The organism is Ralstonia sp. A12, assembly GCF_000801955.1.
Taxonomy (GTDB): domain Bacteria; phylum Pseudomonadota; class Gammaproteobacteria; order Burkholderiales; family Burkholderiaceae; genus Ralstonia.
This window is the reverse complement of the sequence record NZ_JSZO01000001.1, coordinates 821,670-840,957: the sequence shown is the minus strand read 5'-3', so window position 1 is coordinate 840,957 and position 19,288 is coordinate 821,670. Positions and strand designations below refer to the sequence as shown.

At 64.1% G+C, this 19,288-nt stretch carries 21 protein-coding genes; 7 read left to right on the top strand and 14 right to left on the bottom strand.

Annotated elements, in window-relative coordinates; genetic code table 11:
• Position 1: 1 nt before the first annotated feature.
• From PI87_RS03885 to PI87_RS03845, 9 genes are all read right to left on the bottom strand, one after another.
• Positions 2-826, bottom strand: coding sequence for an alpha/beta hydrolase (locus PI87_RS03885; protein WP_039596309.1), 825 nt, complete (start codon positions 824-826; stop codon positions 2-4).
• Entirely contained in the window at positions 823-2,109 is a 1,287-nt protein-coding gene (locus PI87_RS03880) for an MASE1 domain-containing protein (protein WP_039596308.1), read from the bottom strand. The genes PI87_RS03885 and PI87_RS03880 overlap by 4 nt, the downstream gene beginning before the upstream one ends.
• A gap of 105 nt (positions 2,110-2,214) precedes the next feature.
• Positions 2,215-2,442 (bottom strand): hypothetical protein, encoded by a 228-nt coding sequence (locus PI87_RS03875; protein WP_039596307.1) that lies wholly within the window; start codon positions 2,440-2,442, stop codon positions 2,215-2,217.
• A 144-nt stretch (positions 2,443-2,586) separates the two neighbouring features.
• Positions 2,587-3,252: a phytanoyl-CoA dioxygenase family protein gene (locus PI87_RS03870; protein WP_039596306.1), complete on the bottom strand. Its 666-nt coding sequence runs from the start codon at positions 3,250-3,252 to the stop codon at positions 2,587-2,589.
• Positions 3,253-3,267: 15 nt separating this feature from the next.
• Positions 3,268-3,909, bottom strand: a complete 642-nt coding sequence (locus PI87_RS03865) for a glutathione S-transferase family protein (protein ID WP_039596305.1) — start codon at positions 3,907-3,909, stop codon at positions 3,268-3,270.
• A gap of 49 nt (positions 3,910-3,958) precedes the next feature.
• Entirely contained in the window at positions 3,959-5,149 is a 1,191-nt protein-coding gene (locus tag PI87_RS03860) for an aminotransferase-like domain-containing protein (RefSeq protein ID WP_039596304.1), read from the bottom strand.
• Between the two features lie 106 nt (positions 5,150-5,255).
• Positions 5,256-5,726, bottom strand: a complete 471-nt coding sequence (locus PI87_RS03855) for a RidA family protein (protein ID WP_039596303.1) — start codon at positions 5,724-5,726, stop codon at positions 5,256-5,258.
• A gap of 44 nt (positions 5,727-5,770) precedes the next feature.
• On the bottom strand, positions 5,771-6,712 hold the full coding sequence (locus PI87_RS03850) for a DMT family transporter (protein ID WP_039596302.1): 942 nt from the start codon (positions 6,710-6,712) through the stop codon (positions 5,771-5,773).
• A 10-nt stretch (positions 6,713-6,722) separates the two neighbouring features.
• On the bottom strand, positions 6,723-7,442 hold the full coding sequence (locus PI87_RS03845; RefSeq protein WP_039596301.1) for an alanyl-tRNA editing protein: 720 nt from the start codon (positions 7,440-7,442) through the stop codon (positions 6,723-6,725).
• Positions 7,443-7,570: 128 nt separating this feature from the next.
• Between PI87_RS03845 and PI87_RS03840 the strand changes: the two genes are divergently transcribed.
• From PI87_RS03840 to PI87_RS03830, 3 genes are all read left to right on the top strand, one after another.
• Positions 7,571-9,052 (top strand): aminotransferase-like domain-containing protein, encoded by a 1,482-nt coding sequence (locus tag PI87_RS03840; protein ID WP_039596300.1) that lies wholly within the window; start codon positions 7,571-7,573, stop codon positions 9,050-9,052.
• A 123-nt stretch (positions 9,053-9,175) separates the two neighbouring features.
• Positions 9,176-11,098 (top strand): molecular chaperone HtpG, encoded by a 1,923-nt coding sequence (htpG, locus tag PI87_RS03835; protein ID WP_039596299.1) that lies wholly within the window; start codon positions 9,176-9,178, stop codon positions 11,096-11,098.
• Positions 11,095-11,619, top strand: a complete 525-nt coding sequence (locus PI87_RS03830) for a DNA-deoxyinosine glycosylase (protein ID WP_039596298.1) — start codon at positions 11,095-11,097, stop codon at positions 11,617-11,619. Before htpG ends, PI87_RS03830 begins: the two co-directional genes overlap by 4 nt.
• On the opposite strand, the gene PI87_RS03825 is transcribed toward PI87_RS03830, so the two are convergent.
• A complete protein-coding gene (locus PI87_RS03825) occupies positions 11,604-13,082 on the bottom strand; it encodes an aminotransferase class V-fold PLP-dependent enzyme (RefSeq protein ID WP_039596297.1) in 1,479 nt (492 codons plus the stop codon). The two genes, PI87_RS03830 and PI87_RS03825, sit on opposite strands and share 16 nt — an antisense overlap.
• Positions 13,083-13,264: 182 nt before the next feature.
• Here PI87_RS03825 and PI87_RS03820 point away from each other — a divergent pair, with 182 nt between their 5' ends.
• Together PI87_RS03820 and PI87_RS03815 are read left to right on the top strand one after the other, a co-directional pair.
• The gene (locus PI87_RS03820; RefSeq protein WP_039596296.1) at positions 13,265-13,726 is read left to right on the top strand and encodes an Lrp/AsnC family transcriptional regulator; all 462 of its coding nucleotides are present in this window, start codon (positions 13,265-13,267) and stop codon (positions 13,724-13,726) included.
• 112 nt (positions 13,727-13,838) lie between these two features.
• Entirely contained in the window at positions 13,839-14,282 is a 444-nt protein-coding gene (locus PI87_RS03815; RefSeq protein ID WP_039596295.1) for a thioesterase family protein, read from the top strand.
• Between the two features lie 43 nt (positions 14,283-14,325).
• On the opposite strand, the gene PI87_RS03810 is transcribed toward PI87_RS03815, so the two are convergent.
• Together PI87_RS03810 and PI87_RS03805 are read right to left on the bottom strand one after the other, a co-directional pair.
• On the bottom strand, positions 14,326-15,120 hold the full coding sequence (locus PI87_RS03810; protein WP_084209875.1) for a type IV pili methyl-accepting chemotaxis transducer N-terminal domain-containing protein: 795 nt from the start codon (positions 15,118-15,120) through the stop codon (positions 14,326-14,328).
• A 19-nt stretch (positions 15,121-15,139) separates the two neighbouring features.
• Positions 15,140-15,880, bottom strand: a complete 741-nt coding sequence (locus PI87_RS03805; protein ID WP_039596294.1) for a type IV pili methyl-accepting chemotaxis transducer N-terminal domain-containing protein — start codon at positions 15,878-15,880, stop codon at positions 15,140-15,142.
• Positions 15,881-16,297: 417 nt separating this feature from the next.
• On the opposite strand from PI87_RS03805, the gene PI87_RS03800 reads away from it, so the two are divergent.
• On the top strand, positions 16,298-16,807 hold the full coding sequence (locus PI87_RS03800; RefSeq protein ID WP_039596293.1) for a DUF1993 domain-containing protein: 510 nt from the start codon (positions 16,298-16,300) through the stop codon (positions 16,805-16,807).
• Positions 16,808-16,877: 70 nt separating this feature from the next.
• On the opposite strand, the gene PI87_RS03795 is transcribed toward PI87_RS03800, so the two are convergent.
• Together PI87_RS03795 and PI87_RS03790 are read right to left on the bottom strand one after the other, a co-directional pair.
• Positions 16,878-17,960 carry an SRPBCC domain-containing protein gene (locus PI87_RS03795; protein ID WP_039596292.1) on the bottom strand — a complete coding sequence of 361 codons (1,083 nt, stop codon included), beginning with the start codon at positions 17,958-17,960 and terminating at the stop codon, positions 16,878-16,880.
• Positions 17,961-17,982: 22 nt separating this feature from the next.
• Positions 17,983-18,354 carry an ArsR/SmtB family transcription factor gene (locus PI87_RS03790; RefSeq protein WP_039596291.1) on the bottom strand — a complete coding sequence of 124 codons (372 nt, stop codon included), beginning with the start codon at positions 18,352-18,354 and terminating at the stop codon, positions 17,983-17,985.
• A gap of 174 nt (positions 18,355-18,528) precedes the next feature.
• On the opposite strand from PI87_RS03790, the gene PI87_RS03785 reads away from it, so the two are divergent.
• Entirely contained in the window at positions 18,529-19,287 is a 759-nt protein-coding gene (locus tag PI87_RS03785) for a tetratricopeptide repeat protein (protein WP_039596476.1), read from the top strand.
• Position 19,288: the final 1 nt, after the last annotated feature.

Genomic DNA, 19,288 nt, shown 5'->3' with positions numbered 1-19,288 from the left:
ATCAATCCGCGGCGGCCGGGACCTTGCGCCTGGCGGCCGCCGGATCGAATCCGAAGAAGCCCAACACCTCGGCCGCGACCTGATCGCGGTCGTTGTCCACGCAGATCATGTGGTAGCTGTTTTCCAGCACCACGGTGCGGGCGCGCGGCAGCGTGGCCTGCAGTGTCTCGGCGGAACGCAGGCTGGTCAGCTCGTCTTCACGGGCGTGGATGATCAGCGTCTCGCAGGTGGTGGCGCGCATGGCGGCATGTGCCTTGACGCGCAGCCGATCGACTTCGCGAATGCACGTGAGCGGCACCCACGGATAGTGGAAGCTGTCGCCGCGTGCGAGCTTGGCCTTGATGATCCGCCGCAACAGCGGGTTCTTGATGCCGAACGGCTCGTCTTCTTCCACGCGCATGCGCGCGGCCATGCCGGGAATCCGGTACACCGCATGGCGCAGTTCCCGATACCACGGCGTCGACCACCCATCGATGTACAAGGGCGTGGCCAAGAGCGCCAGCCGGTCTTGCGGGCGATCCACGCCGTGCCGCACGTGGTGTGCGAGCACCAGCGCCAGCAGCGCGCCCATGCACATGCCGGCGATGTGTACGGTCTCATGCTCGGTGAGGAGCTGGTTGTACGTTTGCGCAAGCGTATCGAGCCACGCTTCGGCATGCGTGGCGAGCAAGTCTTCCGGGCGCGTGCCATGGCCGGGCAGGGTAGGCGCGTGCGCCACCGCGCCGGCGTTGCGCAGCGCTTTCTGCAGCACGCCCAGGTCATAGGACGTGCCGCCCAGGCCATGGATCAGCAGCACAGCCGTGCTGCCGGACGCCGGCGTTGTCACAGTGCGGTCTCGACCGACCAGGTACCGGCCACCAGCGCCGTGTTGCCGACAGCATCCGTCAGCGGCCCACCGGTATCCACCACGGTATGCAGCGTGCCGTCGCGGGCGGTGAGGCGCAGTATCTGCCGGCGTGCGGGGGCGATGGTTTCATCGTCAAACACGGGGGTGCCTAGCCAACGGGCGCTCAGGGCCGCACGGTCGTCCGGATGCACGAGCTGCAGCACGGTGGAGACCGAAGCCATGGTTTGCGCGTCGTGCCCGAAGGCCAGCGTCACGTCGCCGCCCCAGTCGATGCGGCCGCTGGCAGGATCGATGGTGTAGACCAGCTGGCTGGATGCGGCCAGTGCCAGCTCCACGCGGTTTTGCCAGTGCGCGCTTTGTTCGTGCAGCTGCTCGCGCGTGGTCTTGAGTGCGCTCACCAGCAGCACCAGCAGCGCGGCAACGCCCAGGTACAACTGCGTTTCCAGCAGCGATTGGCCGTAGTGGCGGTCGAGCACCGCAAACGGGCCATCGCCTTCGGCTGTTTGCGTAAGCGCCACCAGCGCCAGCAGCAGCACTGCCACCGAGCCACCGCGCCCACCCCACAGCAGGGCGACCACCACGGCAAAGAACAGCGGCACATAGGTCAGTGCAAAGCCAATGCCATCGCCAAACTTGCTGGCGCTGTTGCCGTCGAAAATCACGTACGAAGACAGCGTCAGCGCGATGAACGCTGCCAGGCCGAGGAGGAAGTCAGTGCGATCCGTGCCGCCGGAGCGGAACGCGCGAAAGCGAGACCATGCCGCCAGCACCGGCGTGACAATCAGCACGCCCAGAAAATCTGAGGCACCCCACACGCGGAAGACGTGCCCGAATGCACCGTTCTGCGACCACGCAAACCACGCAGCGCCAAACACGGCGCCGACAACGCTGCTGATCGCGCCTGCTGTCAGCATCGCCCGCAGGAAATACAGCCCCTCCACCGGCACACCCACGAGTCGGATCACGGCCACGGCCAGCGCAGAGCTGCCGGCTTCGTCCAACACGAAGAGCATGGCGTGCGCAGGGTTGGTGTGCTCGATGGCGGCCAGCGCCAGTTGTGCTACCGCAAAGGCCGCGCCCAGCCCTGGCCACTCGCGGTACGGCCGCATCATGAAGGCCGCCATGGTCACGCCTGCCGGCAACCAGATATAGCCCGTCATGTCGACCGGCCCGTTCAGGCGGTGCGACACGATGGCGGCAACCAGATAGAGCACGCCCCACAGGATCGTGGCGATGGTGGTGGAAGGTCGGTGGAATTGCATCCGGGTTTCCCTCGGTGAAAACAAAAAACCGCGCCGGCGTTGGAGGCCGTGCGCGGTTGATGATGCTACCGCAATCAGCTACAGAGTTGGCGTAGGCGTCAGGCCCTAGCGCCAACCCTCGTGCCAGCCATGGTGCGGGTGCCACCAGCCCCAGCCGTAATGCGCGTGATAGCGCCACGAGTAGCCCGGTCCGGGGGCGACAGCCACGGGGGCGACATACACCACGCCAGCCGGGGCAACAGTGGGCGGCTCAACCGGCGCGACCACGCACCCGGCAAGCGCGCAGCTCAGCGCCAGCGCGGGCAGCAAAAGACGGAATCCAACGTGCTTCATGAAGATATCTCCTAGTCATTCCAGGACGGGCCCCTGGACAAGAGGCGCATCGCATTGAATGACGCTTGCACCTATCGCTCTTGAACGGGAGCCGGGAGGATGGGGATGACCGGAGGTTTGTAACAGCCTATTAATCGCGGCGATTCAGAGGGCTGGCTCAGGCCAGCGCAGGCCGAGCGGCAATGTCTGCGGCCCGTAGACAAAATGCAGTACGCGACGCGGTCGCCCGCTGGTGGTCTTGGATGACGCATGCAACAGAAGTGGGCGCATCAGCAGCACGCCGCCACGATCGGCCAAGCACGTGGTCTCGCCGAGCCGGTCCCGTGCGCTCAGCGTCTCGGCTTGACTTGCCCGGCCCTGCCGATGCGATCCTGGCACGACGCGCAGCGGGCCTTCCGCCGGACCGCAGTCGTCCAAGTGCAATCGCAAGGCGATCAAGTCTTCCAATACTTCACGCGGTGGCTGTACGTACAGTTGGCCATCTTTCTCAGACCAACCGGTCAGCGAGGGATCGCTCACGCGTTCTGCCACCGGGATGCTCAGATCCTGATGGATCGGCACCAGCCAGTTTTGCCCGGCGGATTTATTAAAGCCGGTGCACTGCACGGCGACATGCGAAGCTGGGATCAGCGGCGCAAGGGCAGGGTGCCGATGCAGCTCAGCGGCGAGCTTTGCACACCAAGACTGAGAAAGCAGCTCGCGTGAGCCTGCGCCACCGGCTTGCAACTTGTCGGCCAGGCGTTCACAGACTGCATCTGCCAATACGTTTGGGACGAGGGCGTAGCCGTCAGCCAGAAAATCGCCGGACATCGGCGTAATGTCTGCTCAGACGACCGGCAACGCCAGCACTTCCTGTGCCGCACGTCGATCGCGCAGTTCGGCCATCCAGCGCTCCAGGTTCGGACGCGCCGGGCGCTCCATTGGCAGCCCGAACCAGCGGTGCGCGGCGCAGCCGCAGGCGATGTCGGCCATGGTGAAGCGGTGCCCAGCCACATAGGGCTGCTTGGCGAGCACGGTGTCGAGTACGGCGCTGGTGCGTTCGGCGGCTTGGCGCGAGCGCTCGATGCGGGCAGCGTCGCGCTGGTCTTCAGGCGTACGCACGAGCTGCAGGAATGCATCGACCATCGACGGGCTGAATGCCGTGGTCTGCCAGTCCATCCAGCGGTCAGCATCGGCGCGCTCGTGCAGTTCGAGCGGGTACAGATTGCCCGGGCCGTAACGCGCCGACAGGTAGCGCACGATGGCGTTGGATTCCCACAGCACGAAGCGCTCGTCGCCGGAATCGTTCAGGCCGTCTTCGATGACGGGGATCATGCCGTTCGGGTTCATCGCCTTGAATTCCGGCGTGTCGACGCCCCCGAAGGCGCCGCCGACGTCGATGCGCTCGTGGTCGAGCGACAGCTCGCGCGCGCACCAGACCACTTTCTGCACGTTGACCGAAGAGAGTCTTCCCCAGATCCGCAACATCGACGACGGCTCCTTTCTGATGGTGGATGAATGAACGGTGTTACCTAATTTAGGCGGCCTTGGGTGTGAGTGCCGCAATTTCCGTGCGGAGCAGTTCACCCAGGACGGCAATGCCTTGTTCGATCCGCTCCGGCGCCACTGTCACGAAGGCAAGGCGCAGGGTATTGCGGCGCGGGGCGTTAGCGTAGAACGGCGCGCCCGGCACGAAGGCCACATTGCGCGCGACGGCCTTTTCCAGCAGGGCCATGGTGTCGATGCCTTCCGGCACCTCCACCCAGATGAACATGCCGCCTTCCGGGCGGTTCCAGTGCACGCCGGCCGGCATATGGCGCTGGAGCGAATCGAGCATCGCGTCGCACTGCTTGCCGTAGAGGTCACGGATGCTCGGGATATGCGTGTCGAGCAGGCCGGTCTTCAGCACCTCGTAGGCCACGCGCTGCGTAAAGCTGGGCGTGTGCAGATCCGATGCCTGCTTGGCCTGCACGAGTTTGAAGTGGATGTGCTCGGGCGCAATGATGTAGCCCAGACGCATACCCGGTGCCAGGATCTTCGAGAACGAGCCCATGTAGACCACGCCGTCCGGGTTGAGCGAACGCAGCGAGGGCAGTTGATCGCCGGTGTAGCTCAGCTCGCCGTACGGATCGTCTTCCACCAGCAGCACGCCCAGTTCCTTGGCACGGGCCACCAGGGCCTGGCGGCGTTCCAGCGGCAGGCGGCGGCCGGTGGGGTTCTGGAAGTTCGGGATCGTGTAGAAGAAACGCGCGCCGGCAGTCAGTTCGGGCGTAAGCGCTTCGGGCAGCAGGCCCTTGTCGTCGCTGGGCACCGATGCGTACGCCGGCTCGAACAGCGAGAACGATTGCAGTGCGCCCAGGTAGCTCGGCGTTTCGACCATCACCTTGCTTTGCGGGTCGATGAAGATCTTGCCCAGCAGGTCCAGGCCCTGCTGCGAGCCCGTCGTGATCAGCACGCGCGACGCCGTGGTGCCATGACGCTGGGCAATCCATTCACGCAGGCCGGACAGCCCTTCGGTCGGGCCGTACTGCAGCGCCGCCTGTGGGTTGTCTGCAAACATGCGGGCGCACGCCGCCTGAATCGCCTCGACCGGGAAGGTGACCGGGGCGGGCAGGCCACCGGCAAACGAAATGACCTCAGGACGTTCAGTGATCTTGAGGATTTCCCGGATCGCCGAGCTGGTGAGCTGTTGTGCACGGCGGGAGAAGGTACAGGCGGAGTGGTCCATGGTGTGGTCCTTGTGTTGCGGCGCCCACCTCGTGAGCGGGCGCCGTGGGTGGGCAAAACGATCAGGATAGCAGGCAACGCCCCAATGGGCAGGGCCGATACAACGCTTAGGCGACTTCAGCGATCAGCTCGATCTCGACGCACGCGCCGAACGGAATCTGTGCGACACCGAAGGCGCTGCGGGCGTGCTTGCCGGCATCGCCAAACACCTCGGCGAACAGCTCCGACGCGCCGTTGGTCACCAGGTGCTGCTCGGTGAACTCTTGCGTGGAGTTCACCAGGCTCATGACCTTGACGATGCGCTTGACGCGGCTCAGGTCACCGCCCAGGTGCGTGTTCAGCGTGGCGAGCAGGTCGATGGCGATGGCGCGCGCGGCAGCCTTGCCTTCTTCGGTGGTCATGTTGGCGCCCAGCTTGCCGACCCACGGCTTGCCGTCCTTCTTGGCAATGTGGCCGGACAGGAAGACCTGGTTGCCGGTCTGCGCGGCCATGACGTAGGCGGCGGCCGGTGCGCCGGCGGCGGGCAGTTCGATGCCGAGTTGCTTGAGCTTGGCCTGGGCGTCGTGCGTGGCGGTCATGAGGACTCCTTGATGTGTTGGGTGAACAAATACGGGTAACGACGTTATCGGCGCACCGATGTCCGCCGGCCGATGCCGACCACGGCAATCACTGCCAGCGCAAACAGCACGGTGGGCGCATCGAGCGATTCGCCCAGCAGCAGCCAGCCGCCGATCAACGTCATGAAAGGTTGCAGCAATTGTATCTGGCCGACCCGCGCAACACCGCCCGCGGCCAGGCCGGAGTACCAGAACAGAAAACCGATGAACATGGAGAAGGCCGACACGTAAGCCAGCCCGATCCAGGCGCGGGACGAGGCATGCGCCAGCGCTTCAGCCTGGTGCGTAGAGGGCAGCCACGCCAGCGCGCCCACCATCGGCAGCAGCACCGGCAGCGAGATGACCAGCGCCCAGGCAATCGTCTGCGTGCCGCCCAACTCGCGCGAGAGCTTGCCGCCGGTCGCATAGCCGAGGGCGCCGGTCACCATGGCGGCGAACAGCAGCCAGTCGGCACGGTGCAGGGTGCCGGCACCTTGCAGCAACGCAAATGAGACGACGAGCACGCTGCCTACCATCGCGCACAGCCAGAATCCGGTCGACGGCCGCTCGCGCCCGAACCAGGCGGCAAAGATGGCCGTCGCCAGCGGCAGCAGGCCGGTGATGATGGCGCCATGCGCGGCCGGCACATCGCGCATCGCCAGCGAAGAGAACAGCGGAAAGCCGACGACCACGCCCATCGCCGTGACAGCGAGTTGCCACCACTGGCGACCCTGCGGGCGCTTGGCGGCCGAGAACGCGCCGGTCGCTGCCAGCAGGCCGAGCGCCAGCACGCTGGCCAGCACCGCCCGCACCAGTGCGACGAAGGTCGCATCCAGCTCGGCGACGGCCATGCGCGTGAACGGCAACGTCTGGCTGAAGATGGCCACGCCGATGAAGCCGAGCAGCATGCCCCGGCGTTCAGCGTGGTCGGGCGCATGGCCCAGAGGCAGGGTGGCGGACTTGTTCATGGCTGAGCACTCAGTCTGCAAAGGCCACGGCGACGCGGCGGTTCTGGCGGCTCTTCTTTTCGATCTTGGTGACGACCACGCGGCCGATCTCGCCGGTGGCACGCACGTGGGTGCCGCCGCACGGCTGGCGGTCGATGCCGTCGATATGGATGATGCGGATGGCCCCTGCGCCCACCGGCGGCGCCGCGCCGATGGTGCGCACGAGTTCAGGCTGCGCGGCCAGTTCTTCCGGCGTGATCAGGTCGATGCGTATCGGCGTATTGCGGCCGATCAGTTCATTCAGTTGCGTGGTAAGCGTGTCGCGGTCGAGCGTCGATTCGGGCAGGTCGAAATCGATGCGGCCCGAATCCGGCGAGATGCCGCAGCCCGTGACCGGCACTGGAATCAGCGAGCCCAGCAGGTGCAGGCAGGTATGCAGCCGCATCAGGCGGTGGCGGCGCTCCCAATCGATGGAGGCGGTGACGCGCGTGCCGGGGGCGAGCAGAGAGAGGTCGGCGTTGTCTGCTGGCACATGCAGCACGGTCTGGCGATCGGGGCTGTAGACCGTGTCGGCAATCGCCACGGTCTGGTCGCCACCCAGTGTGAGCACGCCGGTGTCGCCGGCCTGACCGCCGCTGCGGGCATAGAACACTGTGGCGTCCAGTTCGATGCCTTCCGGGTGCACGGCGACGACGGTGGCATCGCAGGTGGTGCGGTAGGCGTCTTCGTCAAAGCGTTTCAACGTTGGCATCGTGGGGTCTCCGATTCGCTGGGGGCGGAATTCTGACCTTGATCCTACCGAACTGTGTCTGTACAGTACCTGTACACTTTATCGTGGTGCTTTCTGTACAGTTTTTGCCTCGTTTCAGTCGACCCGTCATGACCGCCTCTTCCCGAATCGTCAGCCTGGATGCTCGCCGCGCCGCCGCCCGGCCGGTCGCGGAGCAACTGCCCGACCCGATCCCGTCGGCGCAGATGACGCTGGTCGACCAACTGACGGAGTGGGCGCGCATGCGCATCGACGAGCGCGTCTTCCGTGCCGGCATGCGCATGCCGTCGATCCGGCAGTTGGCGCAGGAGAAAAGCATTTCGCGCTTCACGGTGGTGGAGGCGTATGAACGGCTGGTGGCGCAGGGGTATCTGGAATCGCGCCGCGGCTCGGGCTTCTATGTGAAGGAGCGCCACACGCCGCTGCCTGAAGAGCAGCCCGCCGCGCCGCCGCTGGCGGTTGGGCGCAAGATTGACGTGACCTGGCTGTTGCGCAACATGTTTCTGTCAGCCGAGCCGCGCAAGTCGCCGGGCATCGGCTTTTTGCCCAACGGCTGGCTGGATGGCGAGTTGATTGCCAATGCGTTGCGCGCACTGGGCCGCCAGAACGGCAACCAGTTTCTGGCGCCGGGCTTGCCGCAAGGCTTCCTGCCGCTGCGCCAGCAGTTGCAGACGCGCCTGGCGGAACTGGAGATTGGCGCGCGCCCCGAGCAGATCGTCGTGACCTCGGGCATCACATCATCGCTGGATTTGATTGCGCGTCAGTACGTGCAGCCCGGCGATACGGTGCTGGTAGGCGATCCGGCGTGGTTCCTGATGTTTGGCCGCTTTGCCGCGCAGGGCGCACAGGTGATCGGCGTGCCCTACACCACCGAGGGGCCGGACCTGGTCGCGCTGGAAGGGTTGGTGCAGGTGCGTCGGCCCAAGCTGCTGATCATCAACTCGATCCTGCACAACCCGACGGGCACGTCGCTCTCCGCCGCCAAGGCATTCCAGTTGTTGCGGCTGGCTGAGCAGTACGGCTTCCTGATTGTGGAAGACGATATCTATGGCGACCTTGCACCGCCCGGACACCAGGGCACGCGCCTGGCAAGCCTGGACCAGTTGCGCCGGGTGATCTACCTGGGCAGTTTCTCCAAGACGCTGGCGATCAATTTGCGCGTGGGCTTTATCGCCTGTCACCCGGAGCTGGCCAAGAACCTGACCGATGGCAAGCTGCTGACGGGCCTGACTACGCCCGAGATCAACGAGCGCGTGCTCTACAAGATCCTCACCGAAGGCCAGTACCGCAAGCACGTCGAGCGCGTGCGCGGGCGCCTGGATCGCGCCCGGGATAGTGTGCAACGCAACCTGGAGCGCATGGGCCTGAAGCTGTTTGCGCAGCAGGGCGCAGGCATGTTCCTCTGGACCGACACCGGGCAAGACGCCAATGCCATTGCCCGCGCCGGGCACGAGCAGGGCTTTGTGTTTGCACCGGGGAGCCTGTTTTCGCCGTCGCAGATGCCGTCTACGTGGATGCGCTTCAACATCGCCACCAGCACGGACCCGGATATGCTCCGCTTCCTGGCCGAGCAGCTCGACCGGGGTGGGTAATCTCCCGGGGTTGAAAAGACGGCCGTACGCCTTATCTAGCCACACAAACATTCATGCGGACGCACTCTCGCAGTGCCGCCCGCTTCGCTTTCCATTTCCAGACTTTTTGCACACCACACACACATGAGCGCACCGCAAGAGAAGATGGCCTTCCAGGCAGAAGTGAAGCAGCTTCTGCATCTGATGATCCACTCGCTGTACAGCAACAAGGAAATCTTCCTGCGCGAGCTGGTTTCCAATGCGTCGGATGCGGTGGATAAGCTGCGCTTCGAGGGCATCGCCAACCCGCAACTGCTGGAAGGCGGTGGTGAGCTGGGCATCCGCATCGGCTTTGATGCGGCCGCGCGCACCATCACCATTGCCGACAACGGCATCGGCATGAGCCGCGACGAGGCCATCCGCAACCTTGGCACCATCGCCCGTTCGGGCACGCGCGAATTCTTCAGCCAGCTCTCGGGCGATCAGCAGAAGGACGCCGTACTCATCGGCCAGTTTGGCGTGGGCTTCTACTCGGCCTTCATCGTGGCCGACCGCGTGACGGTGGAATCGCGCCGCGCCGGCGTGGCCGCCAATGAAGGTGTGCGCTGGGAAAGCGCGGGCGACGGCGAATTCACCGTCGACACCATCGAGCGCGCCGAGCGTGGCTCCACCATCACGCTGCACCTGCGCGAGGGCGAGGACGATTTCCTCAGCGCCTGGCGCGTCAAGTCGGTGGTGCAGAAGTACTCGGACCACATCTCCCTGCCGATCCAGATGCGCAAGGAAGCGTGGGACGAAGAGAAGAAAGAGATGGTCGCCCAGGACGAGTGGGAAACCATCAACCAGGGCAGCGCCCTGTGGGCCCGCCCGCGCGCCGATGTGACCGACGAGCAGTACATCGCCTTCTACCAGCACATTGCGCACGAAGACGGCAAGCCGCTCGCCTGGACGCACAACCGCGTGGAAGGCCGCAGCGAATACACGCAACTGCTGTACATCCCGACCAACGCACCGTTCGACCTGTGGGACCGCGAGCGCCGCAGTGGCCTGAAGCTGTACGTCAAGCGCGTCTTCATCATGGACGACGCCGAACAACTGCTGCCGGGCTACCAGCGCTTCGTGAAGGGCGTGATCGATTCGGCAGACCTGCCGCTGAACGTGTCGCGCGAAATCCTGCAGGAAAGCCGCGACGTGAAGGCCATCCGCGAGGGCTCGACCAAGCGCGTGCTGGGCATGCTCGAATCGATGGCCGAGTCGGATGATGCAGCTGAAAAGGAAAAGTACGCCACGTTCTGGCAGCACTTCGGCCAAGTGCTCAAGGAAGGCATTGGCGAAGACCACGCCAACAAAGAGCGCGTTGCCAAGCTGCTGCGCTTCGCCTCCACGCACAACGAAGACAGCGCCCAGACCGTCTCCCTGGCCGACTACATTGGCCGCATGAAGGAAGGTCAGGACAAGATCTACTACGTGACCGCCGAGAACTGGACGGCCGCCAAGTCGAGCCCGCACCTGGAAATCTTCCGCAAGAAGGGCGTGGAAGTGCTGCTGCTGACCGACCGCGTGGACGAGTGGATGCTCTCGTTCCTGCACGACTTTGAAGAGAAGGAACTGGTGTCGGTGGCACGCGGCGATCTTGATCTCGGCGCCATGGAGGACGAAGCCGAGAAGGCCGAGCACGCCAAAGTGGAAGGCGAGTTCAAAGCGCTGGTCGAGCGCGCCAAGGCCGTGTTGACCGACAAGGCCAAGGACGTGCGCATCACGCACCGCCTGACCGATTCGCCGTCGTGCCTGGTGGCCGACGATGGCGACATCAGCGGCACGCTGGCGCGTTTGCTCAAGCAGGCTGGCCAGCAGGCGCCGGACAGCAAGCCGGTGCTGGAGCTGAACCCGACGCATCCGCTGGTGCGCAAGCTGGCGCTGCTGGAAACCATCACGGGCAACGAAGCCGATCGCGCTGCGTTTGAGGATCGCCTGCACGTGTTGTTCGATCAGGCATTGCTGGCCGAAGGCGGTTCGCTGACGGACCCGGCGGTTTACGTGCAACGCGTGAACCGTCTGCTGGCCTGATGCTCAAGCGATGCTTCCCGCCCGTGGTCGACGCGCACACACGCGTGTTGATCCTGGGCAGCCTGCCCGGCGAGGCATCGCTCGCGCAAGCGCAGTACTACGCCTACAAGCACAACCAGTTCTGGCGCCTGGCCGGTGAAGTCATCGGTCAGGACCTGCCGGGCATGGGCTACGATGCGCGCCTGCAGACGTTGCTGGCGCATCGCATCGGCCTGTGGGATGTAGTGGCCGAGGCCAAGCGCGAAGGCAGCCTTGACAGCAAGATTCGAGACCACGCCGGCAACGACCTGGCTGGCCTCATTGCATCATTGCCGGAACTGGCGGTGATCGCATTCAACGGCGGCACCGCTGCGCGCATTGGTATGAAGGTGCTCGGTGCGCATGGCGGTGGCCACCATATCCTCACACTTCCCTCCAGCAGCCCAGCACATACCATGGCCTACGCGGAAAAGCTGCGTGCCTGGCATGAGCTGTGGCCTTGGCTGGACGCGTCTTCCGTTTTTCCTCAGGCCTTACGCTGATCCACCAGGCTGTTCCAGAGCATGGCTGCACGGTTCCCGCTTCTGCAGTAGGCGAGAATGGGTTTGGGCAGCGTATCGACCAATGCGCCAAACGCGTCGACTTCTGCCGCGCCAATTTGATTCGGCACAACGGGCAAGTAGCGCGCTTCCAGGCCCAGTTCGCGGGCGGCTGCGGCAATCTCTTCAAAGGCAGGCTGATCGGCGCTTTCACCATCCGGGCGATTGCAGATCACGGAGCGGAAACCTGCACTGCGAATGGCCTTCAAATCCGCCGGCGTGATTTGTCGGGACGCGGCCACGCCATTGGATGCCGTGGACCGGCATTGCTCGATGGCGCGTTGAAAACACGCGATGGCGAAGTCGATGTCTTGCTCCGTCGTAAAACGACCGAGGCTGATGCGCACGGTGCGACCCGCTGCGTCTGCGTCCAGGCCCATTGCCGACAACACGTGCGATGGCGTACCCGCAGCAGAGTTGCATGCCGACGTGGATGACACGGCAAGATCGTCGCCCAGCATGAACGGGAAAAAGCCAGGCGCATTGACCGTCAGGCTCAGGGTGTGAGGAATGCGCAGCGCGACGTCAGCGTTGTGGACCACATCACCGAGCGCAAGCACCGATGCCTTCAGCCGCTGACTGAGCACCGCAATCCGAGCGGCTTCGCTCGCGAGTTCTTCCGCCGCCAACTCGCACGCGACCCCCATGCCGACGATCTGATGCGTTGCCAGCGTGCCCGAGCGCAGACCGCGCTCGTGTCCGCCGCCGTGCATCTGCGGCGCAATGCGGGATGCAATGTCACCGCGGACGTACAGTGCGCCGATGCCCTTGGGGCCATAGAACTTGTGTGCGGACATCGACAGCATGTCGATGCCGAGCGCACGCACATCAATCGCTGTCTTGCCGAGCGCCTGCGCTGCGTCGACATGGAGCAGCGCGCCCGCGGCGTGCACGATCTGCGCGATCGCGCGAACGTCGGTCAGCGTGCCCAGCTCGTTGTTCACCAGCATGAGCGAGACGAGTCCGGTCTCAGGGCCAATCGCCGCGGCCACCGCATCAGCGGTGATTTCGCCCTGCGCTGTCGGCGAGAGAAAGGTCACCGTACAGCCGCGCGTCGACAGGTTCGCCATCGTGTCCAGAATGGCCTTGTGCTCGATGCGGCTTGTGATCAGGTGGCGCTTGTCTGTGGCGTTGTCTGCGTAGCCCTTCAGCGCGAGGTTGTTCGATTCAGTGGCGCCCGACGTCCAGATGATCTCGTCGGCATCGGCACCAATGAGCGTGGCGACTTGTTCGCGGGCGTGCTCGACCTTGTTCCGCGCAAGACGACCGGTTGCATGTGAACTCGATGCAGGATTGCCAAACGCACCTTCCATGCCAAGGCAGGCGGTCATCGCCGCGATCACGCGCGGGTCGGCCGGCGTGGTGGCTGCGTAGTCGAGGTAATGCAGTGTGTTGCTATCGCTCATTTCGTTGTCTTGCTGTAGGGGCGGGGGCAAGGAAATGATACGGTGGATGGCCAAGAAAATTAGTTCAAAATCACCTATGAATTTGCCTTCTTGGTAGAAAAATGTTCCTTATAATATTCATGAAGGAAAAAAATTTTCTATTCAGCGGGAAGAGTCGCCCGCGCCAAGAAAAGGGTTGGGAAATGGATGCCATTGACCGCGAGCTGCTGAGGTTGCTGCAAGCCGATGTGACGCTGCCCATTGCGGAGCTCGCACAGCGTGTGAATCTGTCGCAAACGCCGTGCTGGAAGCGGGTGCAACGGCTCAAGGAGACCGGGGTGATTCGCGCACAGGTAGCGCTGTGCGATGCGCGCAAGCTGGGCGTCGGTACGACTGTGTTCGTTGCGGTGCGCACCGATCAGCACACCGAGAAGTGGGCGCAGCGTTTCACGCAGGTGGTGCGCGATATGCCGGAAGTGGTCGAGGTGTATCGGATGAGCGGGGAGGTCGACTATCTGCTGCGCGTCGCCGTGACGGGCATCGAGGACTATGACCGGGTCTACAAGCAGCTCATTAAGGCGGTACCGCTATCGGACGTCAGTTCGTCGTTCGCGATGGAGCAGATCAAGTATTCGACCGCATTGCCGGTGCGCGATGACGGGTAAGGTGGTGTGGTCGTGAGGGCTGCAATGCCGTCATTCGAGCCTGCGTCTCCCGTATGATTGGCGCCTGCCCACCTTGCCGGTGCGGCGCTCAATCCATTTCTGCGACTCCCACATGGCCCGTCTCAAACTCGACCTGCCGGCCGATCAGTTTTGCTATGACACGCATCTGACCGTACGCGTGACCGATATCAACTCGGCCAACCACCTTGCCAATGACTCGATGATCTCGATGATCTCCGAGGCGCGGGCACGCTTCCTGTACGAGTTCGCCAGCGAGGATGTCAGCCAGGAAGGGAGCGGCATCATCGTGACCGATCTTGCCACCATGTATCGCAACGAGGCACATGCGCGTGATCAACTGCTGTTCGAAGTGGGCGTGATGGACTTCAACAAGTACGGCGGCGACATCATCTTCCGCATCACGCGCCCGGCGGATGGCACGCTGATCGCCATGGCCAAGTCCGGCTTTGTGTTCTTCGACTACGTAAGCAAGAAGGTGGTGGCGATGCCGGAGGCGTTTGCGAGCCGGTTCCCGAAGGTGAACTGGGCGGAGTAAAGCCCCCCGCGCAGGACGGGCAACGATGGCACCCCGTTCGGCGCTATTTGGCGAGGCCTTCATACAGCCCCGTCACGTCATCCATGACCTGAAGAATCCGCTCGCTCGTGGTCGCGACGTTTCTCAACTGCTCCGCGCGCGTGCCTTCCGTCTGTTTGAGTGCCTCCGAAAAGAACAGCCACTGTGTGTTGGCAAGCTGCAGTTCGTTGCTGATCGCTGCGGTGTTCTGTGGCGTGGACGTGAGTAGGGCCTGCGCCGCCGTGAACTCCTTCATGGCTGCGTCCAGCTCCTGCGCCATCTGCGGGGAGGTGACATCCCAAGCGCGGAACATGCTGAGCTTGGCGATGCGTTGCGAGAGCATCCGTTGGCGGCCAGCCACGTTGATCAGCTTGCCGGTTGCCGTACCTGAATACTTCTCCAACTGCACCGTGCCTTGTTGCGCGAGCTTGAGCACGTCTTCGCTGGCCAGCGCGATCTTCCTTGCGTTGTCGACGCTCGGATCGCTGCCCGTGAGCAACTGCTTGTCAGCGCGCCACGTCTGCTCAAGTCTGGCGTAGGTGTCCTTGATTTCCGGCGTGGGTGCGAATGCCTTCAGCTCGGTGAGCTGGCGGTCGAACAGCGCGACGGATTGATCGAGAATCTTCTTCGAGCGCTCGACCTCCACCCCCAGCCCGATCTGGCAGTACGCCTTGGCCATGCGCTGCGACAGCATGCGTTGGCGGCCCGCCTTGTTGATGGCGGCGTTGATGGTCAGCGGCTGCGCGCAAGCGCTTCCGATCAGGCCAAACAGCAGGGCAGTGCAGAGCAGCACGCGGATGAAATGCAGGCAGGGCTTCAAGAGTGTCTCCGTGCGCTGATCAACGCAGCGACATGCGCCACGACGTTTTCGATGTCGGCGTTGGTGTTCGGTGTGCGCTCGTGCCGGAATGTGTGGTGTCGTTTGAGCCGACCACGTTGCGGATCAGTTGATCCATCTCCTGGATGATGTCTGCCAGCACGGTGGTGATGACCGAGAACTCCCGCCCGTAAGGGCCCGCGCGTGCGGCAGAGACGCGTGCATTCATTGCGACGATGTTGGCCTGCATCGAGATGCGGCCAAGGTGCTCGGCGATTTCCGTCTGCCGCTTGCGCAGGGCGACTTCGCACACGTGCATTTCTTCCTGGTAGGCCTGCGTGATGGTCTGCAGCAGTTCGAGCATGGGCGTGGCCTGCGTCACGAGTGCATCAAGGGAAGACGTCTTCTTGGCGCTGCCGGCAGATACGGTGTCCATGGCGGTCTTGGCCAGGGTGATGAACTCACGGATGCGCGCGTCGCCACGCGGGCTGCCGAAGTACAACTGCTGCAGCGCGCTGGAGAATGCGCCCGGCAAACGCGCGTTGCCCTTGACGAGATCAGCGTGGGCGGACTCGAACATCGACAGGCATGTGCGCGCGATGTCGAGTGCGGCCCCATCACCTTCCTTGCCCTGCGCAGCCAGCAGCATCTGCAACACGATCCGTTGCGACAACATGCGTTGCCGTCCGGACAGGTTGATCAGCTCGCCGATGGTCTCGACAGACACATCGGCCGGAAATGCCTGGGTGGAGGAAGCGTTCATGTCGTGCCTTGCAGGTGAAGTCGACGCTGGCGAATGCGCATTGACCAAAGAAAAAGCGCTCAGAAGCGACAGGCCTGCGAACCGGTTGCCCGGGCCACTGCCGTATCGCTTCGGAGCGCCGTTGCCCCGAACGCTTTTTGGGAAGCGTTGGATCGGGGCCGCCGTTGGCCCCGTGCTTGCTTATGCAATAGCTATGCCACATCTTGCGCACCGGCACGCTGGCCCTGAGGCGCATCGTGGAGCACCGGCGCGCACTCATCTCGTGCCGGATGCCTCATGGCGGGGCGTGTGTGGCTGTTGAGCAACCATGCAGCGCTCCGCCTACACTGTCGCCAGCGCGCCAATGCGCAGCGGCTGGCAAGTCCCGGGGACACGGGCGGCTGGCGGCGATTGACAGACCCAAGGAGAGCTTTGCCGATGACCACCCCGTCGATGTACGAATTTCTGGTGCCGACCGCGAACCGCATGCTGGGCAACCTGTCAGCCTTGCTCGACAAGGCGGCTGCCCATGCAGAAGCGAAGAAGTTCGACCCGGCCAACCTGCTGAGCGCGCGTTTGGCGCCAGACATGCATCCGTTCACGCGCCAGGTGCAGATTGCTTGCGACACGGCCAAGGGCGCAGCGGCACGTCTTGCAGGCACTGAGGCGCCTTCGCACCCGGATGTGGAGACGACGATTCCTGAACTGAAGGCGCGCATTGCCAAGACGCTGGCGTTCGTCAACAGCATCGACCCTGCAGCGTTTGTCGGCAGCGAAGATCGCCAGATCACGCTCAAGAGCCCGACGCGCGAACTGCAGTTCAGCGGCCTCGATTACCTGCGCGGCTTTGTGCTGCCGAACATGTATTTCCATATCACCACCGCTTACGCGCTGCTGCGTCATAACGGCGTGGAGATCGGCAAGTTCGATTTTCTCGGCCGCCCTTGAGCGACGCCTCACGGCAAGGACAACGCCGGCTGCCTGGTCACAGGCGCCGGCGTTTTTCTTGGCTGACGACTCAACCGAGTTGCTGCATGGTGGCGGCGTAGCTTGGGCGCGCACGCATGGCAGCCTGCCCGCGCTGGATGTTCGGGCGTTTGTCCAGCAGCGCCTTGGTTTCAGGGAACATCTCCAGATACATCGCAATTGGCGCGAAGAACAGATCGGCCATCGATACGGTGCTGCCGACCAGATAGTCGCGGTCGCCATAAGCTTGCTCAAGTGCGTCGAGCTGCGCCGCAATTTCCGGCAGCGCAGCGTCGATCACGGCGCGGTCTGGCTGCCCGTCAGCGCCCTTGGGGAAGACGTACTGCAGTACATAGCGGCGCACCATCGCGTCGTAGGCGTGGCAGTTGATCAGGCTGATCCACTGCTCACCGCGTGCGTGGGCGGTGGCGCCCCATTGCGGCAGCAGACTCGGGCCGTCGAAGGCTTCGTCAATGTAGCTGAGGATGGCGCGCGTTTCGTAGAACTCGATCGGGCCGTCACTGAACGCCGGCACGCGGCCGAACGGATTGTGTGCCACCAGTTCGGGCGTGTGCGGCGTGAGCGGGTCGAGCTTGTAGGGCACGCCTTTTTCGGCAAGCGCCATGCGCACTGTGCGGCAGTACGTGCTGCGGGGGTTGCCATAGACGGTGACAGTGCCTGCCGTGCCTTCGGGGTCAAGGTAGTCGTTCAGGCGGTTGAACACCGATTGCCAGCCGCCCATGTGGCCGTCGCGCGCTTGCGCATCGGGGAAGCCCGTATGGCGCATGTGCAGGTCGGTACCGCCGTCTTTGTCGGTGAGCGTGACTTCTATCAGCGTCTTTAGCTCGGACGACATGGAGCCGGCTTCCCACCACCACGTGTAGGCAAGAAAGTTGGCGCGATCGAGCGACTGGTATTCCCCCGCGGCGATGTGTTTGCCGCCATCGCGCCCGCCCATGACGATGCGGTATTGGCCACCGACGCGCGCATCTGTGCTGGCCTCCACCACGCCCATGCCGCGCGGACAATGCCAGACCGCCAGCGCGGCCTGATCGGTAAAGGCGTCGAATACCCGCTCGCGTGGCGCGCGGATGTGGCGGGTCATCTCCAGTTCGAAAGTGGCGGCGCGGTCCATGGTGGTCTCCGGGGGGCTGTTGTCAGTCCTTGGTGGTCGGGGTGTCCGCGTCTGGCGGCGCGGACGTGGCGTGGGTTTGCTCGACAAAGGCGACCAGGCGATCCAGGTTGCCTTCCCAATGCAGGCGATAACGCTCCAGCCAGCCGTGCGCATCGCGCAGGGCGCCGGGGCGCAGGTGGCAGATGCGCCAGCGTGCGTTGATTTCCCGCTCAATCAGCCCGGCCTCGGCCAGCACGCGCAAGTGCTTGGAGATGGCCGGGGCGGACATGTCGAACGGGCGGGCGAGTTCGCTTACCGGGGCTTCGCCTTCCGCCAGGCGCGCAAGGATCGCGCGGCGGGTGGGGTCGGCCAGGGCAGCGAACACGGTCGAGAGGGTGTCGTCTGATGTCGGCATGCGTTCATTTAACCAATGAGTTAATTGACTGTCAAGATCGGTTACATCGGGCGTTGCCGGTACTCGACCCGCAAACGTTAAGGAGAGGTCACGGCCGTGTTCCCGCGCATCTGTCACAATCGCGCCCGTGGCTGGCGCGGGGGTGCCGGCGCAATTCTGTTACCGGGCCTCAACATGCCGTTCGTTGGAATCAGCTTTCACGTCATCGTCGCGCTGTTCTTTGCCGTGCACGTCGTGCGCAGCAACCAGAACATGTACTGGCTGTTCATCCTGTTCGCGTTTCCGTTGCTGGGTAGCGTCGTGTACTTCTTCGCCATTTATCTGCCGGAGATGCGCCACTCGCGCGGTGCCCGCGTGGCCAGCCGTGCCGTTACCCAACTGATCGACCCGAACCGCGCCGTGCGCGAGGCGCGCAATGATTTCGACCGCGCGCCGACTGTGCAACACCGCCTGCGTCTGGGCGAAGCGCTGCTGGAAGCGGGCGATGCCAAGGAAGCGCGCCAGCATTTCGAGCAAGCGGCCACCGGCCCGTTTGCTGGGGATTCGGCCGTGCTGCTGGGTCTGGCCCGCGCGCAGTTCGCCACCGGCGATGCGGCGCTCGCCAAGGGCACGCTCGAGAAACTGTTCGAGGCGCATCGCGTGACGCGCCAGCAGCCCGATCCGACGCTGCTCTACGCCCGTGCACTGGCTGCTATCAACGCACCCAACACCCGCGACGCATTCGAGCAAGCTCTGACCTGTGCCAACGATGCCGCCGCCCGCTGCCTGTTCGGCGAATGGCTGCTCACCCAGAACAACGATGCCGACAAACAGCGCGCCCAGACGCTGTTTGACGATATCCTGCGCGACGCCAAGCACTGGACGCGCTACGCCAAAGACCACAATCGCGAATGGTTGCAGCGCGCTGCAGCCGCTCAGACTTCTTCCCGTTGAT

Coding starts and splice junctions, on each gene's coding strand:
- PI87_RS03880 (WP_039596308.1), bottom strand. CDS start 2,109: ATGCAATTCCACCGACCTTCCACCACCATCGCCACGATCCTGTGGGGC.
- PI87_RS03875 (WP_039596307.1), bottom strand. CDS start 2,442: ATGAAGCACGTTGGATTCCGTCTTTTGCTGCCCGCGCTGGCGCTGAGC.
- PI87_RS03870 (WP_039596306.1), bottom strand. CDS start 3,252: ATGTCCGGCGATTTTCTGGCTGACGGCTACGCCCTCGTCCCAAACGTA.
- PI87_RS03865 (WP_039596305.1), bottom strand. CDS start 3,909: ATGTTGCGGATCTGGGGAAGACTCTCTTCGGTCAACGTGCAGAAAGTG.
- PI87_RS03860 (WP_039596304.1), bottom strand. CDS start 5,149: ATGGACCACTCCGCCTGTACCTTCTCCCGCCGTGCACAACAGCTCACC.
- PI87_RS03855 (WP_039596303.1), bottom strand. CDS start 5,726: ATGACCGCCACGCACGACGCCCAGGCCAAGCTCAAGCAACTCGGCATC.
- PI87_RS03850 (WP_039596302.1), bottom strand. CDS start 6,712: ATGAACAAGTCCGCCACCCTGCCTCTGGGCCATGCGCCCGACCACGCT.
- PI87_RS03845 (WP_039596301.1), bottom strand. CDS start 7,442: ATGCCAACGTTGAAACGCTTTGACGAAGACGCCTACCGCACCACCTGC.
- PI87_RS03840 (WP_039596300.1), top strand. CDS start 7,571: ATGACCGCCTCTTCCCGAATCGTCAGCCTGGATGCTCGCCGCGCCGCC.
- htpG (WP_039596299.1), top strand. CDS start 9,176: ATGAGCGCACCGCAAGAGAAGATGGCCTTCCAGGCAGAAGTGAAGCAG.
- PI87_RS03825 (WP_039596297.1), bottom strand. CDS start 13,082: ATGAGCGATAGCAACACACTGCATTACCTCGACTACGCAGCCACCACG.
- PI87_RS03820 (WP_039596296.1), top strand. CDS start 13,265: ATGGATGCCATTGACCGCGAGCTGCTGAGGTTGCTGCAAGCCGATGTG.
- PI87_RS03815 (WP_039596295.1), top strand. CDS start 13,839: ATGGCCCGTCTCAAACTCGACCTGCCGGCCGATCAGTTTTGCTATGAC.
- PI87_RS03805 (WP_039596294.1), bottom strand. CDS start 15,880: ATGAACGCTTCCTCCACCCAGGCATTTCCGGCCGATGTGTCTGTCGAG.
- PI87_RS03800 (WP_039596293.1), top strand. CDS start 16,298: ATGACCACCCCGTCGATGTACGAATTTCTGGTGCCGACCGCGAACCGC.
- PI87_RS03795 (WP_039596292.1), bottom strand. CDS start 17,960: ATGGACCGCGCCGCCACTTTCGAACTGGAGATGACCCGCCACATCCGC.
- PI87_RS03790 (WP_039596291.1), bottom strand. CDS start 18,354: ATGCCGACATCAGACGACACCCTCTCGACCGTGTTCGCTGCCCTGGCC.
- PI87_RS03785 (WP_039596476.1), top strand. CDS start 18,529: ATGCCGTTCGTTGGAATCAGCTTTCACGTCATCGTCGCGCTGTTCTTT.